General features: G+C 50.0%; 13 protein-coding genes. All 13 read right to left on the bottom strand.

The window, feature by feature from the left end; genetic code table 11:
• Positions 1–7: 7 nt before the first annotated feature.
• The 13 genes from lplD to yesS all read right to left on the bottom strand — a co-directional run bounded on the left by lplD (position 8) and on the right by yesS (position 18471).
• A complete protein-coding gene (gene lplD, locus AC0OMU_RS00500) occupies positions 8–1348 on the bottom strand; it encodes an alpha-galacturonidase LplD (RefSeq protein WP_474240824.1) in 1341 nt (446 codons plus the stop codon).
• Between the two features lie 8 nt (positions 1349–1356).
• Complete coding sequence (locus AC0OMU_RS00495) at positions 1357–2244, bottom strand: carbohydrate ABC transporter permease (protein WP_003242715.1); 888 nt, start codon at positions 2242–2244, stop codon at positions 1357–1359.
• A gap of 14 nt (positions 2245–2258) precedes the next feature.
• Positions 2259–3215, bottom strand: coding sequence for an ABC transporter permease (locus AC0OMU_RS00490; protein ID WP_181218541.1), 957 nt, complete (start codon positions 3213–3215; stop codon positions 2259–2261).
• Between the two features lie 54 nt (positions 3216–3269).
• Positions 3270–4778: an extracellular solute-binding protein gene (locus AC0OMU_RS00485; RefSeq protein WP_181218539.1), complete on the bottom strand. Its 1509-nt coding sequence runs from the start codon at positions 4776–4778 to the stop codon at positions 3270–3272.
• A gap of 121 nt (positions 4779–4899) precedes the next feature.
• Entirely contained in the window at positions 4900–7473 is a 2574-nt protein-coding gene (locus AC0OMU_RS00480) for an exo-rhamnogalacturonan lyase family protein (RefSeq protein WP_474240823.1), read from the bottom strand.
• Positions 7474–7516: 43 nt separating this feature from the next.
• On the bottom strand, positions 7517–9508 hold the full coding sequence (yesZ, locus tag AC0OMU_RS00475; protein ID WP_474240822.1) for a beta-galactosidase YesZ: 1992 nt from the start codon (positions 9506–9508) through the stop codon (positions 7517–7519).
• Positions 9509–9515: 7 nt separating this feature from the next.
• Positions 9516–10169, bottom strand: coding sequence for a rhamnogalacturonan acetylesterase (locus AC0OMU_RS00470; RefSeq protein WP_474240821.1), 654 nt, complete (start codon positions 10167–10169; stop codon positions 9516–9518).
• A gap of 159 nt (positions 10170–10328) precedes the next feature.
• Entirely contained in the window at positions 10329–12167 is a 1839-nt protein-coding gene (rhgX, locus tag AC0OMU_RS00465) for a rhamnogalacturonan exolyase (RefSeq protein WP_474240820.1), read from the bottom strand.
• Between the two features lie 45 nt (positions 12168–12212).
• The gene (rhgW, locus tag AC0OMU_RS00460; RefSeq protein WP_474240819.1) at positions 12213–14057 is read right to left on the bottom strand and encodes a rhamnogalacturonan lyase; all 1845 of its coding nucleotides are present in this window, start codon (positions 14055–14057) and stop codon (positions 12213–12215) included.
• A gap of 138 nt (positions 14058–14195) precedes the next feature.
• Positions 14196–14822 (bottom strand): YesL family protein, encoded by a 627-nt coding sequence (locus tag AC0OMU_RS00455; RefSeq protein WP_181218525.1) that lies wholly within the window; start codon positions 14820–14822, stop codon positions 14196–14198.
• Positions 14819–15481 (bottom strand): YesU family protein, encoded by a 663-nt coding sequence (locus AC0OMU_RS00450; RefSeq protein ID WP_181218523.1) that lies wholly within the window; start codon positions 15479–15481, stop codon positions 14819–14821. The genes AC0OMU_RS00455 and AC0OMU_RS00450 overlap by 4 nt, the downstream gene beginning before the upstream one ends.
• The gene (gene rhgT / locus AC0OMU_RS00445) at positions 15474–16172 is read right to left on the bottom strand and encodes a rhamnogalacturonan acetylesterase (protein ID WP_082098068.1); all 699 of its coding nucleotides are present in this window, start codon (positions 16170–16172) and stop codon (positions 15474–15476) included. The genes AC0OMU_RS00450 and rhgT overlap by 8 nt, the downstream gene beginning before the upstream one ends.
• Before the next feature lie 13 nt (positions 16173–16185).
• Entirely contained in the window at positions 16186–18471 is a 2286-nt protein-coding gene (gene yesS / locus AC0OMU_RS00440) for a transcriptional regulator YesS (protein ID WP_474240818.1), read from the bottom strand.
• Positions 18472–18481: the final 10 nt, after the last annotated feature.

The raw sequence follows: 18481 nt of genomic DNA, 5'->3' as shown, positions 1-18481 counted from the left end.
GCTCCGCTCAACGTTGCATGGTGCATTGGAGCATGTCATTGAAAAGCTGCTCTGCATCACTGCGGTCAATCCTGACAAGCGGGTCATTGAGGAAAGCTTGAAACGCGAGGCCAGTATCCTTTGTTAGACCTGCTTCCGACACTGCCTCTTGATTGGATATATGCCTAGCCGCCAGCATTTCCACACCTTTCGGAAGCGCTCCGGACAAAATCGGCTGGACACGGTTCCTTGTGATGAATGCGTTTGTTTCGACAATGGCTTGTATAGGAAGGTTTGAGACCTGGCCTTGATTCGGCATATTTACATTTGTGACGAGTTCACCCAATCCGAGAAGAGCCGCTATGATGTTCACGCCTTCTTCTCCCGAAGCTTTCTCAGCAACGCCCCGTTGTTGCACGATCAACCGTTCTGTTTCTTGTCGTTTCTCAGCTCTGTCTTGTTTTCTGAATGATATAGGTGTGAGATGAAATTTCCATACTTCAGGCTGTTTGAGGTATGGGCCGGGAAGAAACTCTGCCAGATGCCTGTCTCCCGCAGCAGGGATGGCGCCATACGTTTCAAATAAATCAAACGCAACACGGTGTGCCGAACAAAAGACGCTGTCCCTCCAGCTTTCCCCCTCCAGCTCATATCCTGATTCCCCATAGTGCGCGCTGAATTCACGGAATATAGGCAGCAGGTCAATATGGCGGTAAGAGGCTTTTGTGATCCATGTAAAATGGTTAATGCCGAGCACATTAACGCGGATATCCTCACGCCGCGGCACCTCAATCCCCAGGCTTTCCGTGACCATTTCCGCCAATAGCTTTTGCGTCCCGAATACCTCGTGGCAGCAGCCAATCGCTTTGATTCCGGGAAACACTTTATACAGCACTCTTGTACAGACAGACATCGGGTTTGTATAATTAATGACCCATGATTCAGGTGCGTAGTCTCTTATTGCCCGGGCAATTTCCGCAAATATCGGCACAGCACGCAAGCCCCTGATGATCCCTCCAGGCCCGACAGTATCACCTACAGACTGATAAATACCGCAGCGCTCAGGCAAGTGGACATCGACTTCCATATCATCCAGTGATCCCGGCAAAATGGAAATAATGACGATATCCGCGGCTGATAACGCCTTTTTCAAAGTAGAAACAGCCTCATATCTCCATCTGCCGTTCCCGCTGTGATTGCCGATCACTTCATTTTTCTGAGCGGCTTCAAAATCAAGATCATAGAGCGCCACCGTGCCTGACATCCGTTCATCAATCGACAAATCACTCATCAGGCTTCTGGCCCAGCCTTGGGACCCCCCGCCGATATAGGCAATCTTAATCTGATCTAATGTACTGATATGAAACACTCCCTTTCTCAGCCTTTCACCGAACCGATCAGCATTCCCTTTGCAAAGTGTTTTTGTAAAAATGGATAGACAGCCAAAATCGGCAGCGTCGCAATGACAATGACAGCGAGTTTAATTCCCTGCTCCGGCGGAACGGCATTTTGCATCGTATCGCCATTGGTCGCCGTTAAATCCGATAAAATCGTGACTTGGCGAAGCACCATTTGCAGCGGCCATTTTGCACTGTCATTGATATATAAGAGAGCGTGGAAGAAATCATTCCAAATCCCGACCGCATAAAACAGCGCAAAGGTCGCAATAACCGGCTTTGACAGTGGCAGGGCGATCCGCCAAAAGACGCCGATTTCGGAACAGCCGTCAATTTTTGCTGATTCCTCCAGCTCGCGCGGCAGCTGCTGAAAGAAGTTTTTGATAATAATAAGGTTGAACGGATTAATCGCCATCGGCAGAATCAATGCCCAATACGTATCCAAAAGGCCAAGTGATTTTACGACAAGGTACGTCGGAATCATGCCGCCTGAAAACAGCATGGAGAAAATCACCAGATTCAACAGCAGATTCCGTCCCTTCACATGCCGCTTCGCCAGCGGATACGCCATCGTGAAGGTGAAAAACAGCTGTACAGCCGTCCCGACCACGGTGATGAAGATGGACACACCCATGCTTCGAAGGAACGTCGGTGTCGAAAACACATACTTGTAAGCATCAAGTGTAAAGGTTTTCGGGAAAATAAAGAAGCTCCGCTGGGCGAGTTCCGCTTCTGTCGCAAAGGAACCAGCGATAATATACAAAAACGGCAAAATGGTAATCGCGCCGACACCCCCGAGAAACAGAATGTTGCAGACGTCAAACACCCGTCCGGCTTTGGTGTTGTGCATCGTGTGAATTTCAGCCATACCTCTCCCCTCCTCTAAAACAATCCTTCCTGATCAAACTTTTTCGCAATGTAATTGGCGCCAAAAATCAAGATAATCCCGACAACTGATTTAAATAAACCGACCGCCGTGCTGTAGCTATACGCCCCTTGGGTAATCCCCATCATGTACACATACGTGTCGAAGATGTCAGCCACACTGCGGTTGAGCGAGTTCGTCATCAAATACACCTGTTCAAAGCCCAGATTCAAAAAGCTGCCGATTCTTAAAATCAACAAAACGATAATGGTGCTTCTAATCGCCGGCATCGTAATATGCCACATTCTCCTGAACCGCCCCGCTCCGTCCATGATGGCCGCTTCATACTGCTCTTGATCAACCGTAGCAAGCGCTGCCAAAAATAGAATCGTTCCCCAGCCTGTCTCCTTCCAAATGCTTTGCATCACAATCATCGGCCGGAACCAGTCTGCATCCGACAAGAAAGAAATCTGCTCACCTGTCAGATTCATAATCAATTTGTTGATCACACCTGTATCGACAGTAAAGAAAACGAAGGTGATGCTGACCACAATTGTCCATGATACAAAATGGGGTACGTAAATAAAGGTTTGGATACATCTTTTATACACGGCCTTTCTTACCTCATTCAAAAGCAGGGCCAAAATGAGAGGCGCGGGAAAGGCAAACAAAAGATCCAGGCTCGCCAGCATGAGGGTGTTGCGCAGCAGCCGGAAAAAATCCGGATTCATAAAAAAGTCTTTGAAATAATCAAAGCCGACCCATTCGCTTTTCCAGAAGCCGAGATATGGCGAGTAGTCTTTAAAAGCGATCAGCACACCCCACATCGGCAAGTATTTGAAAATCAAGAAATAAAGCAGACCGGGAATAAGAAGAAGATAAAGCCATTTGTCCCGTTTGAGCGCAGCCATCCAGCTGATGCCTTTTCCAGCGGTGAGAACAGGTGAATCTCCCTTCTTCGGCACTGTTTCCATATCTGTTCTCCTTTCGTGGTACCGGGGCGCCCGCCGAAAGGCAGGCGCATCGGTTTATTTTGACGATTGATACAATTTGTTCAAGTCCTTCATCAGGTCATTGCCGCCGCTTTTTTTCCAAAGCTCCACTGCATCATCGAACCCTTTTTCATCAATTTCTCCAATGATAAATTGTGTTCTCGCGTCGAGGATGATGTTGTCAAGCTGGGCTCCTTTTTGGGTATAGACATCAGATACAAGCGACTCAGCCGGGTTAAAGACCGCTATTTTTTCTCCTTCGGTTATGATGTCCTTGCGATGCTGGAAGAGCTTGGTTTTCTGGTCTTCGATGTAATACTCGCTTTTCGGAATCGACATGCTGAACTGTGCCAAGCCCTCATGCTCATACAGGAGAGATTTGTTGTTTTTTTCAAGTGAGGTGAATACGCCGTCCTTGAGCTCGTAATTGCGGCCCTTCACTCCGTTGTTCGTGAGAATCTGCGCTTCCTTATCATTCATCTTATCGAGGAAGGACAGCACCTCTTTCAGCTCTTTTTCGGTTTTGACGCTTGATTTTGGTATCGCGATCATGCCTGAATATCCAGATGTCGGGAAGGTGCGCTTGCCATTCGGTCCCTCAAGCGAGCCGACGATATCAATGATATCCTTGTTCGACTCATCCTCCTCCTCCATCGCGCTTTGGATTTGAGACGCTCTTGAGCCTGTATCAACGATGACACCCGCTTTTCCTTTTACAACCGGATCATTCCACTTCGCAGAATCCATGACAGCAAAGTCCTTATTGATCAAACCCTCATCATAGAGCTTTTTAAAAAACGTGAGCGCATCCATGTATTCCTTCGTTGTAAAATCTGGAATCAGCTTTCCGTTTTCAACACCGTAGCGGTTCGGAGCGCCGAACCAGATTTGCAGAACATCCCATGGGCTTCCGTTGCCGAGTCCCATCCATTTCGGCACGACCATGCCGTACGTATCATCCTTGCCGTTTCCGTCAGGATCTTTTTCCTTAAAGGCTTTCAGCACTTCATAGAAATCCTCAAGCGTTTCCGGCATATCCAGACCGACATTTTTCAGCCAGTCGGTTCTGATAATCATACACGCCCTGATCAGGTCCCTCGTTCTGTAGATTCCGTACACCTCGCCGTTCACCGAGCTGTTCTTCAAAATCTTTTCATCTGCCTGGCTTACATTCTTGTAGTCTTTTAAATAAGGAGACAGTTCCCAAAACGCCCCTGCTTTGACAGACTTGATAAAGCCGGCTGACTTATCTTTAATAACAATCGCGTGAGGCATCTCTCCTGAAGCCATGACGATGTTGAATTTGTCGTTGTAGGATGAATCAGGCACCCATGTGACCTTAATCTCTTTGCCTGTGTATTTTTCGAGCGCTTTTAATGAAGGGCTCTTATCACTCGGGCTTTCCGGCGATAAAAGCGGCGCCATAATTTTGATCGTATCTTTCGAACCGCTTGCTGAATTGGAAGTTTCCGAATGGCTGCATCCGGCGATCATCATGGCAGCAAGCGGCAAGGCCATCCATTTTTTTCGCATTCTTATTTTCATGTTGCGTAAGTCCCCCTTTTTTCAATTTGCATTTCCCCTTTGCCCCTCTCAATATAAAGCGCTTACATAAATTCTTGCAATCTTCATTTTTTGCACCATTTCTCCTATGAAATTCCGGCTGTTATCCTTTTTTGCCCGATGTTTCTTTTTTTGCCGGAAGGGAATCTCCGATCAGTTCCAGCGCCGCTATGACATTTAAACACCATTGAGAGACAGTGTTCGTTGTCACCCATGGAAGCTCCTCTAGCTGCGTCCATGTCTCGATGCGCTCTGGTTTGATCGAAAGCGGCGTATGGCTGAGCTTATCTTCTAGCAAAAGATTCCACGCTTTGGCGGCGAGATGAGGATCTTGCTTTTTTCTTGCGGCGTAGGCTGTCATACCGGCGGCGAACATCGGCCAGTGAAAATGCCCGTCATGAAGAGCGCCTCCGCTTTTTTTCCGTTTTTCCTCATCATTGAGTGTGTAAAATTCGCCGAATTCACTCAGCATATCCTCCCATTCCCGGTCATCAAGAAGCTCAGCCAGCTCCATCCACACTTGCGGCGCGCCGAAGGCAATGATCATATGATATCCGCCCGCAATGCCGTCTCCCATATGATGAAGCATCGAGGTCGCCGGATCATATTCAAATGTCGGGCCAGATAATAAGCGGAGCGGCAGCCGCTTCAGACAGTTGATTCCCGTTTCGATTTTTTTGAGATATTCCGGATTTTCGGTCCGCTCCCATTCCGCCAGCCAGTTCGAGCAAAACGCCGCCCAGTCCGGTCCCGTTCTGGCGTGAGTCGGGTGCTTGCCTTTCTCGTAAAAAGCGCGCATCGGATCGGTTTTGACGAGGGCATAATCGGCATCCTTCACTTCTGTCAAAAGATCTCCCGTCCGCTCATCACCCGTCAGATAATAATAGAATTTATAAAGCCCGGCCATGCTGATTCTCGCTTCCTTGCAGCCGCATCCCCAGTGCACAACGTTATGCCGTGAACCAAGCCCGGCGTATTCACCGAGGTGAAAGCTGTCCGTTTCGCTCGTATGGCGGGTCATGGCTTCTGCCATGCGAAAGATATCCTCTCTGCCTGAGCGGAAAAACGCCTGCCACAGCCATAGGGTCGGAACGAGCTCATTGTTTTGCCATGCGTATCCGCCGAGATCGTACCGCCACATATGCCGGATCGGGTCATACGTATGCATGACATCGCCATAATGCCAAAAACCGTACCATCTGCGTTGCTCTACTTCCTTTTTATAAAACAGAAAGGCCGCATCAAGCTGTTCTTCCAGCTCTTTTTTGAGCGGATGGGATGTGTCAATGATGCTCCATACCCCGAGTGCTTTTGATTCGTAATAGACGTCCGGCTCGCATACAATGAGCGGCGGCGCCTGCCATTTGTCAGCCAGCGCATTGAGGACTTCGTCAGACGGCATGTGCGAAAAGCACGCCAGGCTTATTTCATTTGTGTTCGCAATGCCTGTCGGATCAGAGCACATTTCATCAAAGCCTTCATACGCGCTGGCCACGTGGGTGTTTCCTGTATAATGCCGCAAATCCATCGCTTCGCCGTCCGGAGGCCAAAGCCAGATAGTCATTTTGGGGCGGCTGCCGGCAAGACCTGTGATTTCCAGTGCTGAAGGATATTTCTCAAAGAAATACCGCAGGCCGAGAGCCACACCGCCATTTTTTCCGCCCGCATAGCAGAGCCCCTTCGCCCGGCTGCCATGCAGCATTCCAACCCACGCATAATCTTTTCCGGTCCGTTTTGACAGGCTGTAATGATCGCTGGAATCTTGCACGAGCTTGACATCGTCCCAAACCGCATTCTGTGTGCCATGTGCAAACCATTCCTTATGCTTTTCATCTGGAGACAGCATTTCGCCATTGATTTGTTTTTCATAAAGCGGATATCGTTCATTGAATTTACGTGTGCCAAACAGCTGGACGGGTTCTTTATACATCCCTTTCTCTCCCGCAAACCGGAAATGGCGGTTGTACGGCTCCCCCTCCAAAAAAAGGGCAAATTCGATGCCGAGGCCCTTAATGAATTCTTGTTTACCGTTCCTGTCAATCAGCTGCGTGTGCACAAGGCCGATCTCAGACAGCCCGGCATAAAACGCCAATCGGATGACAAACGGCAGCCATTCTTCATTCGTTTTATGGAGCACATGCACTCCCTCGATTTTGACTACTGCTTTGACAGGACCACTCTGCTCAATCGCCGACCGTTTGATAAAGCTGACAGACCTTTCATGCAAAAGAACCGTTTCCGCCGCCGACTCTTTTCTCGTTTCTCTTATGGCAACGAGCCTCCCACCTGCGGCGATCGGCTTTCCGTTGATCTGCAATGATTGAATGAAATCGGATCCTGTTTTATGAATGGTACAAACGAGTGCTCCTGTATCCACTTGGATATCATGCTCTGTCTCATGAATGCTGAGCGATTCAGTTGGCTGCGGGACTTCTCTTTTTTGCACGATAAAGCTTTGGTTTTCCTTACCGCCAAACACCGCCGCGTGCTTCGTCCACTTGATGCTCCCGTCCGGCCAATAGGCCGACGGTTCGCTTTGCACATATCGCGTTTCCGCGTTTTCATTCATAAGCGCCAGACGGTCACCCTTTTTTAATTCTCCTTTTTTCCATGGCACGCCCCACGTCACGCCGCTTGTCACCTTTGGCTGTCCTGATAACCATTTGATCTTTTTCATCGGTCTCTCCCTCCATAGAAAAAAGCTGATTCGATGCAAAGAATCAGCTGTGATTGTCAAATTGAATCACACGGTATTCATGCGGTCCAACCGCCAGCCTCCCCGCCTTTTCCAAGCGGTGCGTCAACAGATCTGTTCCCGCTTCCGGCAGTGTCACACTTCCTCCTTTTCCATCCATATTCACGATGATCCACACAAGGCCGCTATCGCCTTTGCGCGGGGCAACGATCGTGCCGGGCGTAACATCCGACCGGCTGGAAATAACAGCTTCCTCCGCGTAATGCCTGACGAGCGCTTCCAGCATCGCATCCCCTTCTTTCCCGGATGGAAGCGAGCCCAGCATGACAATTTTCCCCTCGCCGTAATTCCGTTCCGTCAGAAAAGCATGGCCCGCCCCCGGTCCTGATTCAACCGTGCCAAGGGTGTTTCCGCTCTCTGTGTCAAACACCGCGCTCCACAGCCCAAGCGGCGCCGTGATGCCAAACGCTTTTCCTGAATTCACGTTCTCATTCATCGGAAAGGTAAACAGTGTTTTGATCCCTGACGTTTTCTCAAGTTCGCCAAGTCCGCAAGCGGTATGAATGGTATGCTCGCATGTGCGCCCTCCTGTCAGCGGACCGGCGATCCAGATGCCGCCCGCTTCAGCGAATGCCGAAGCTTTTTTGATAAATTCAGAAGACAAATACGGCACAAATGGCGTAAACAGCAAGCGGTAGCCGTCCAGTGGAGCGCCTTCCGGAATAAGGTCACGGTGAATCCCCGTGTTGAGAATACGTTCATAAAAATGCGTCACAAGCGAACGATGCCGGAGCCCCCGGTGAGGCTCAGTTTTAATAAATGCTTTTGCTCTGTCAGAGTAAGTCATCGCCGCCTCGGCTTGAACGGGTTCAGTTGATAGAATAACAGGCTCGATTTCCTTTCTTGCCCGCTCAACCGCCAGCACATTTTGGTAGCCGATGGTGGGTTCGCCCCATGCACTGAGAACCGAACCGTGGGAAATCTCGCTGCCTGAACGCTGCTGTCGCCATAGCCAGTAGCAAAACCCCTGGCTTCCTAAGGCGTAGGACGATACGGCTTCAGCCTGCAAATACCCGTCTGCGTGCGGGTAAGCGGAGCTTTCAAGCGAGGCAGCATACGACGGACTCGTTTCCAAAATCCAAAACGGGCGCCCCTGTTTCAGATTTCTCCATAAATCACAGTTCAATAAAAAGGCAGAGGCGTTTTCCTGCGAAGCGTACGTGTCATAGGAGGCAAAATCGAGATTCTGAAACATTCGCTCATTGTCCACGCTGAACATGACTGATCCGTTATGCGTGATCGGCGCATCTGAATAGCAGCGGATGATTTTGGCCTGTTCATCCGCAAACGAAGCGATCATCTCCATCGAAAACAGCTGATACATAGTGCGTAAAGAGGCATGATGCAGAAACGGGGCCGGTCCCGGCTGCGGGACTTGCTCAAACGTCTGATAGGTTTCGCTCCACACATCGGTACCCCAAGCTTCATTCAACCGTTCAATCACTCCGTAGCGATTTTTGAGCCAGTCATGCCATAAGCGCATGCATGTCTCACACATGCATTCTGCAACATGGCATTTAAACTCATTGTCTAGCTGCCATCCGATCAGCCCCGAGAGCCGGCCAAGCTCCTTGGCGATGGCTGTGGTGATGATGGCGGCTTTTTTTCGGAAATACGGGTTGTTCGTACAGGCATGCTGACGGGAGCCATGCCCCATGATCTCTCTTTTTTCATTGACATGCATGCGTTCGGGCCGGCCATGTGAGAACCAAATCGGCGGGGTAGGCGTCGGCGTGCACATAATCGTTTCGATCCCGCTATCATACAGCCGGGCGATGATTTCTTTGAAAAAACCGACGTCAATTTTTCCTTCTTCAGGTTCCATGACAGACCATGCAAATTCGCCGATCCGCACAACATTTACGCCAACTTCACGCATGATGTCAATGTCCTGCTGAATCGTCTCTTCATCCCATAATTCCGGATAATAGCAAGCGCCATGATAGAGTTTTCTCATCACATTTTCACCTTTCTTTGATGATCGATTCTGTCAATGGCAGGCCGAGCTCCTTTATGCCTTTTGCCACAAGTTTCGCCATTTCATTTGCGCCTTTTTTTGTAAAATGCGTGTAATCGTTAATCCCTTCTGAAATCATAAAATAGGTGTATACTTTTTCCTCGCCCTTCTCAGTAAAGAAAGCAAGGCTTTTCTCCATCAGATCAATGAGCTGGACATTCTCCTCTTCAGCCGTCTGCTTCATGGCAATGCAGTAATCAGGAAAATCGTTCAAAAACACGCCGTTTTCGTAATGAAAGCGGGCTACGGGGGTAATGAGAAGCGGGTGGGCACCTTTTTCCCGCGCGCCAGCGATATACTGCTTTAAATATTCTTTGTAGGTGGTATAGGGCTCGGTGTAGCGCTCCGGCTTATTTTTCGACGCGTCATTATGGCCCATCTGCACGAACAGCCAATCATCCGGCTCGATCACATCAAGGATTGCCTGAAGCCTGCCCTCTTCCACAAATGTTTTCGAGCTTCTTCCCCCGATCGCTCTGTTGATCACTTGAATATGCTCCGGCAGATGCGAGCCGAGAAACTGCCCCCAGCCCCCTTGATTTGTGCTGTCTCCATACGTTTGAACAGTCGAATCGCCGGCAAGATAAATATGATTTACCATTTTTTCATTCCTCCTCGTTTTTTATACAGCTTCCATCACGGATAGCTCTTCCCTTGAAAAAGACCGGTGCGTACAGGCGCTTGAGCATTGGTTTGTCCTGCCCGTTCGTTAATCATCTTGTCGTAGCGTTCAGCCTTTGCGTCTTATCCCTTAGTCCTCCTACAGCGGCGCCTCCGCTTTACTTCCCGCTATGTACAGGGCGGGCTTCGGCGGTTTTTTCATCCCTGTACCGAGATAAAAGCTCGTGTGCGGCGGCTGGTTGTAGGCGGTATTCTGCCAGGCGATGCCGAGCCTGTAAACCGGATCATGCATCAGCGTGTAAAAGCGGTGGCGGGTGAGATGTGTCGTTGTATAGATACGGAGCGCGCTGCTGTCTTCCGTTCTCCATATCACTTCTTCCCGCCAGTCTCCAAACAGGTTGGCCTGAAGAACCGGGTTTCCTTTCGTGCCGTTGTTGGACAGCACGCCGGCCGGCTGAAATATCGTCTTCAGACAGCCGTTTTCAGCATCCCATTTTTCAATCTTTGGCCTGCCGATCGTTCCGTCCCAGTCATGATCAAGCAGTTCTCTGACCAAATCACCGTCCCACCAGATGGCGAAATTGGCTGAAGCGGGCGCTTTGTCACTGATTTTTTCGCCTTTGCTCGTGAAAAGCCCATACGACATGCCATCATTGCCCGGCGGATCAATTCCCCAGACGAGCGCCCCTTTGTAGCTTGGATCAATATGAGCCGCCATGCCCCGGCCAACGTCAGTTCCAGCATGGACGCCCCATAATATCTCACCGGTTTCGGCATCTCGCAGTGACAGTCCGTACGGCTTTGTGGCGTCCTCATGCACCTGGAACACTTCAAGCCCTTTTCGTGACGGGTCCAGATCCCCTACATGCATCGCGTCTCCGTGCCCGAGCCCCGTTGTATACAGGCCGGTTCCGTCATGATCGACCGCCATTGCGCCGTATATGATTTCATCTTTTCCGTCTCCATCTACGTCCGCCACGCTCAAGCTGTGGTTCCCCTGTCCTGCGTACGCTTCATGTCCCGGATGGTTGGAGTCAAATACCCAGCGTTTTTTGAGCCTTCCGTTTCTGAAATCGTATGCCACGAGCACGGCTCTCGTATAGTAGCCGCGCGCCATTACAAGGCTCGGCCGCTCCCCATCCAAATAGGCGATTCCAGCGAGAAAACGGTCCATCCGGTTTCCATATCCGTCTCCCCAATCCTCCAGCTTGCCGCGGGGCGGTTCATATTCCACGGTCGTGAGTGCCTCACCGGTTTCTCCTTTAAACACAGTCAAATATTCCGGACCGGACAAAATTCTGCCCTGTTCGTTTCTAAAATCGGCCTGCTCATCACCGATGATATGTCCTTTCCCGTCTGTTGTGCCGTCAGCTGTTTTCATGGCGATTTCTGCTTTTCCGTCACCATCCAGGTCATACACCATAAATTGCGTGTAATGAGCGCCCGCCCTGATGTTTCTGCCGAGGTTGATGCGCCACAAAAAGGTGCCGTCCAGTTTATAGGCATCTATGAGCACCTCCCCGGTATACCCGTCATGAGCGTTGTCTTTTGAATTGGACGGGTCCCACTTTAGAATAATTTCATATTCTCCATCCCCGTCTACATCTCCGACACTGGCATCATTTGCGCTGTAAGTGTACGGCTTTCCGTCCGGTGTGATACCGCCTTCCGGTTTGGCAAGCGGAACCTCCAGGACATTTTCCTGCCAAACACGAGCTTCCTTGGAAAGCTTTTCTTCCCGCCCTTTATTGACAGCCGCCACTTGATAAACAGAGTCAGCCGTTCCGTTTTGATCGAGAAAATTAGTGCTTTCAGCGATTGGATCGCGGGTGATCCGCTTTCCATCCCGATAAAGGTGAAAAGCCGTCGTCTCATGATCTGTTCCGAGAAAACGCCAGCTGACAAACACGCCCTGATCTGTCTTTACCGCAATCAAACCTCTGGTCAAGTATTCCATTTGCCTCTTTTTTGGTTTCATTTGATGGGAACGGGCTGCGCGCAGCCCGTTCCTTCCCCCTTTCAGTTAAGGCGTATACATATTTGGTTTTGGCTGTTCCGCCATGCCGTCTCCTAAAAAGAAGCTTGTGTGCGGCGGCTGGTTATAGGCGACATTTTGCCAGGCGATGCCAAGCCGGTACACCGGATCGTGCATCAGCGTATACAGCCTGTGCTCAGTCGGAATGGTCGTCGTGTAAATGCGCAGAGCACTGCTGTCCTCCGTTCTCCACACGACTTCCTCGCGCCAGTCACCGAGCAGATCAGCCTGAAGCGCCGGTGTTGCTTTTGTGCCGTTGTTAGATGCTGCGCCTGATGCAGTCAGCACATTTTTCGATACGCCGTTTTGATAATCCCACTTATCAATTCGGTTGCTGTCCAGCTGTTCCCGCAGCAGATCGCCGTCCCACCAGATGCCGAAGTTGGTCGAGGACGGAGCCCCGCTTCCAATTTTGGCCCCTTTCGATGAGTAGAGAGAACCGTTTGCCCACACCTCCTGTCCCGGATAACGCGGGTCAATATCAGCAGCCATTCCCCGGCCTACATCCTTGCCGGCATAAACGCCCCAAAGGATTTTTCCGGTTGCAGCATCCCGGAAAGATAAGCCGTATTTTGCATTTTTGTCCTCATGAACTTGAAACACCTCAAGCCCCGGCCGGCCCGGATCAAGATCCCCTGTATGGAGGGCATCCCCATGGCCTAAGCCGGTCGAGTACATGCCTTTCCCGTCATGATCAACAGCCATTGAGCCGAAAATAATCTCATCTTTTCCATCCCCGTCAACATCCGCGATGCTCAGGTTGTGATTCCCCTGTCCGGCAAACGCTTCATTTCCTGACTTTGAGGAGTCCAGCGTCCAAAGCTTTGACAGCTTTCCGTCCCTGAAGTTATAGGCAACTAGCATGGTTTTAGCGTAATACCCTCTGGTCATGATCAGGCTCGGCCGCTGTCCATCAAGGTAGGCAATGCCGGCGAGAAAACGGTCAACACGGTTGCCGTAGCTGTCTCCCCAATCCGACACATTACCGCGCGCCGGTTCAAAATTTGCAGTGACAAGCTCTTTCCCGGTTGAACCTTGAAACACAGTGAGATATTCAGGGCCTGAAAGCACACGCCCCTGTTCATTTCTGTAATCAGCATTGGCATTTCCAATTACTTTACCCGTGCCGTCTTTTGTCCCGTCTGCCGTTTTCATTGCCACTTCCGCTTTTCCGTCACCATCAAGGTCATACACCATAAACTGGGTGTAGTGCGCGCCCGCTCTGATGTTTTTGCCGAGATTGATCCGCCATAACTTTGTGCCGTCCAGTTTATATGCGTCAATCAGTACGTCACCCGTATAGCCATCCTGTGAATTGTCTTTTGAGTTAGAAGGGTCCCATTTCAGGATCAGCTCGTATTGCCCGTCACCATCCACATCGCCAACACTTGCGTCATTAGCGCTGTACGTGTAAGCTTCACCCTTTGGCGTCGTTCCGCCAGCCGGTTTATCCAACGGGACAGAATGATACGGCTGCGCCCATACGGAGGCTTTTTCAGAAGCCGGCTGTTCGGTACCGTTTACAACAGCTCGAACCGTATACGAAGAGCCCGTCGATCCGTTTTTATCCACATAGTTCGTGGTTTTGACAGGCGCAGCATTTAGCTTTTGCCCGTCTCTGTACACATTGAACAAAACAGATGCGTTTTCGGTTCCAAGAAACCGCCAGCTGACAAAAATGCCCCCGTCCGTCTTGACCGCTACAAGCCCCCGGTTCAGCGCTTCCATCTGCCGCGCTGCCCCTTCAGCTTTCACAGGACATACAGAGGCTCCCATCACCAACAAGACCAGCAACGTAACAGCGGTAAACATGCGTTTCCTTCGTGTAATCATCAGACAGCTCCTTCTCATTTATCTGTAAGCGCTTACTTAAATTGGATTTTATGCGCTATGTGAGCTGTCTTCAATTTCACTTTTTTGCATCTGCCTATTTCGGACACTGCACTTTTTTGCGTATTTGTCATTTTTTTGTTACCCGGCTTGATGATGCTGGGCCTCCGTCTTTTGAAATCCCCTAAGAGCAAAAAACATCAACACAAGCCCAAATAAACACGGGCCGTAAAATGGAATCAGGCCAGGAAGCGTATACAGCAAATAAAGGACAAATCCGCACCCGATCAGCATACAGCCGGTCGTCAGCGGTCTCATGGCGCCAAAAAGCAGTGCCTGCGGAATATATTTGCGAAGCGGGAGCTGGTAATGCACATAAAGGGGAAACACATACATCAGCGCGATGATATACAAAAGCCCTGCAAGCAGCGTGCAGCTTGTTACGGCAAAGGACAGCCAATCCGTACTGGCAGAAAAATAATGATAGTTCGCGGACAATATGAGCAAAAGAGCCGAAAACGCCAATCCGATCGCATTAATCTTGAAAAACTCTTTTTTATAGGTATCGAGAAATAACGGAAATACCGGGACATCCTTTTGCCCCATCAGCCATTTCCTTATAACGGCACACATCGCGGCTGTGCTCGGCGCCCATCCGAAAAGAACGCCGCCCAAAAGTGTAAACAAGAGCCACAGACCGTTGAGCCATGCTATTTTCACCACCGCTTCGCAGCCTGCATAAAGCGCATCCGTTACAGTCGTCTTCATCTTCTCACCGCTTGATGCACGGCAAAATCCCTGTAAGTAGCTTTCATGGGGGCCATCTGCCGGAACCCGATTTTTCCTTTTGTTAACACAGGCCCATATGTGCTGCCGTCGTCCATCCACTCAAGAATGGGCAGACCATTGATTGAAAAATGCACATAGCCTTTGTCTTTGATCAGCTTCATACGATACGGAGAATCAGCGTCGTCTGGAGAAGGCAGCGGATCGGCCCCCATTGCGGCGAGGTGGAAACCGCGGCTTTTTCTTAAATTGCAGGTGCGGAATGCTCTTTCCTCCGGGTATTTTCTGCGGAAATATGACAGGTGGAGGGCATTGATGTCCCCCGAATGATACTCGGGGTATTTTCCCGTTCTTTTCTGGAGACTTGGATCAAACAAATCCTCGCCTCCCATTCCCGCAGCAGAAAAAAACAGCATACACAGTCCAGGCTGCTCGATCGGAGAGAAGTCCCATGTCACAATGATGCCGTCTGGAAAGGTTTCCGGACACCATAAGACAAAGTGCGCTTCGTCCTGGACATGTGACAGGTGCAAGCTGTGATCGTCAAATGAGATCTGTCCGCCTCCCTCCATCCGCCAGTCCTTTACATCACTAACTGACCGGAGCGGATTGTGGTACAGGCACGCGCCTTCCTTATACATGTTCTTTCCCCTCCCGGCTCACAAGGTGGTCCTTAAGCGGAAGTCCGAGCTCTTCAATGCCTTCTGCCACAAGCTTCGCAACCTCCATTGCACCTTCTTCCGAAAAATGCGTATTGTCCTCAATGCCGTCCGGGTAATTCGGATGTTCATTCGGCTGAAACCAAACGAACAATCGCTTCGACTCCTCCGGCCCGTATGCTTCATACAGCACCTTTGTTTTCGCAAGCAGATCAATCACAGGTACATCGAGCTCCTTCGCCAGTGCTTTCATCGCATCGGGATACTCACCGAGCGTATGCTCGATCCGTCCGTTTTCATCAAAGCGGCGGCGCTGCACCGATGTAACGAACACAGGATGCGCGCCCTTTTCGCGTGCCGTATCTGCAAACAAGGTAAGAAATTGCTGAAATGTGGAGTACGGCTTCGTCCCCCGCGGTTTTTGGTCATTGTGGCCGAATTGAATCAACAAATAATCGCCTTGTGTGATGCGTTCGGCAATTGCTTGAAGCCTTCCTTCCTCCACAAAAGAATTGGTGCTCGCTCCACCTTTGGCATGATTGCGGACAAGCACATCTTCTGAAAACAATTGCCCGAATACCTGCCCCCACCCCGCCATCGGCGCTTCATGAGGCGGGCAGTCACTCACAGTGGAATCCCCCGCTAAAAATACTTGAATCGGTTTCTTCATCACATGTTCTCTCCTTTCACGGCGTTTCCTGATACATTTGCCTGAAGACACCCGGCGGCATGCCGACCTGTTTTTTAAAAATCCGATTGAAGTAATTGTGGCGGTAGCCGACTTCTTCTGACACGTCATGAATTTTTTTATTCGTATTGACCAGCAGTTCTTTCGCCTTTTCGATTCTGATCTGGGTCACATAATCGATAAAATTAATGCCGGTCACTTGCTTAAATGCCTTGCTTAACGTATATGAATTCATGCCAAGCGCATCGGCACAGCTTTCCAATGAAATGTCCGCCATATACTGTTCGTGAATCATCGCAATCACACGTTCTGCCAGCTGCTTTTGCTGTCTGTTTTTTCTGCCCTCAAGCTTGGAAAGGTAAGGCGTCACCACTACATCCATCAGCCAGGCCGCCGCTTCGTTAGGTTCGCGCAATTCTGAAATATCAAGAAACGGATTCCGGTGCTGAAACAGTTCGCTGGGATTGAGCCCGGAATGCAAAATATCCTCCTGAATGCGGGAAAACAGCTGAATCAGGGCGGAATGCACATGCCTGTCTATGGCCGCTTTTTCCGACAGTTCCTTCATACATCCATCTATCAGTTCCTTGGCTTCCTGTTTTCTTTCCAGCCGGATGGCCTGAACAATTTGTTTTTCCAGCTCAAAAGGGTAATAAGGAGCGAACTGCTCATCCTGAGGGAAGTCGGCCTGCAAATCAATGACCTGATCCCGGTTAGAAAACTTCCTGCGGGATTTGCCGCTTTTCACATTCTGAAATAAAGAAGGGATTTCCGTGACACGCTCCGTCTTGCTGCTCAATGTCGAGGTCAGGCATAGTCCGGTTACATCTCCAAATTGGCGTGCCAGCTCCGTTATATACGCCTTCAGATCAGAGCTGTTTGTTTTCATCACAAGAACGGTGACAGAAAGCCGGCCGATATCAAGTATGGAGAGCTGAAAAACGCGTTTATCCGCCAATTCCTCAGCCAGATTGGTCAGGGTAAACACGGCAAGCTGTTCATCACCTTCACGGAAGATGCTTTTTTCACAACGGAGCCCTGTCACCTGTAGATCAAGCACATGAAACGCGTTTCCGCCGATGTTCCAGCCAGCCTCCTCCATCCGCAATCTGAGGCTTTCCTCGTTGTCATAGTAAAAATCGCCCTGCAAGAGATGCTGCAAAAAACTTTTTTTCATATGGGGCGTCTGCCGCAGGAGCTGCTCTTGGAGCTTCCGGCTTTCAAGGGATAGATCCTGCCATCTCTTTTCAATCCACTTGAATTCATCCTGCCCGGACGCCTGCCATGTTTTCTTCTCTCCTCCGGTAAACAAGCCAAGCAAATGCTGAATGGGACGATAGATTTTTTTTGATGCATACCATGTCATGCATACCGCCAAACCGATGCAAATGACCAGCATCACGATGATCACTTTTGATAAAAACACCATCGGCGCTGTAATAGCTGAAAGAGGCGCCGCTGACACAAAGGTCCATTGCTGATGCATCCGGTTCATTTCTCCAAAGGAGACAGAATACACCTTGCCTTCCCATTCCATCTGAAAATGGCCGTTCTCAGCAGGCTGTTTTTTTATCTCATGAAGTAAAGTCTTTTCAAAATCTTTTTCCCCCTCATGAAACAGCACCTCTCGATTTTGATCTAAAAGCAGCGCACTGCCATCAGGATAGGGGGACAAGCTTTGCAGGATTGATTCCATTTCTTTCGGATCAACCGCCAGCATGATCGCGCCGAACGGTTTCTCCGCCGCGCCCGGGATGAGCTGGATCAGCATCGCTTGATTTCCCGACCGTTTCCAATAAATGCTGTGGTCTGAGGCAAGCAGCGAGCGATACTTGCGAAGCGCCTCCTGTTCTGTCAAAGCGCTGTATTCAGGGCTCAGCACAAGTGGCCGGGGGCTGTTCAGAAAGATGGAAGCCTGCTCGATCAGCGGCTGCTGGTCCCGCAAAAGAAACAGCTTTTTCGTTAATTGATAGGAGAACGTAAAGTCTTTCTCCAAATCCCTCTCGGCCAATCCGTTCATCAGTGAAGAATCGTAGGCCATCTGGGTGAGTGCCAGTTCAAGCACTCCCAGCTTCTCATCCATTCGGCTGACCTCACGCGCCACCTGTGTTTCATGCGACCTTTGCAGCTCTTTCTCCACCTTGTCGATCGAAAGAAAGTAGATTGCGCCGCCAGTCAGCAATCCGGGAATACAGGCAATCAGCAAAATGAAGACAAAGTTTCTTTTGAAATACGTTCCCTTCCAGCGAGAAACCCGTTCCTTCTGTTGAAGCTGTTTTTTCATCCCTCTCCCC

The sequence above is a fragment of the Bacillus sp. FAU18 genome (assembly GCF_056033885.1).
The sequence above is the reverse complement of the archived record's forward strand: the minus strand, read 5'-3'. Positions and strand labels throughout refer to the sequence as shown.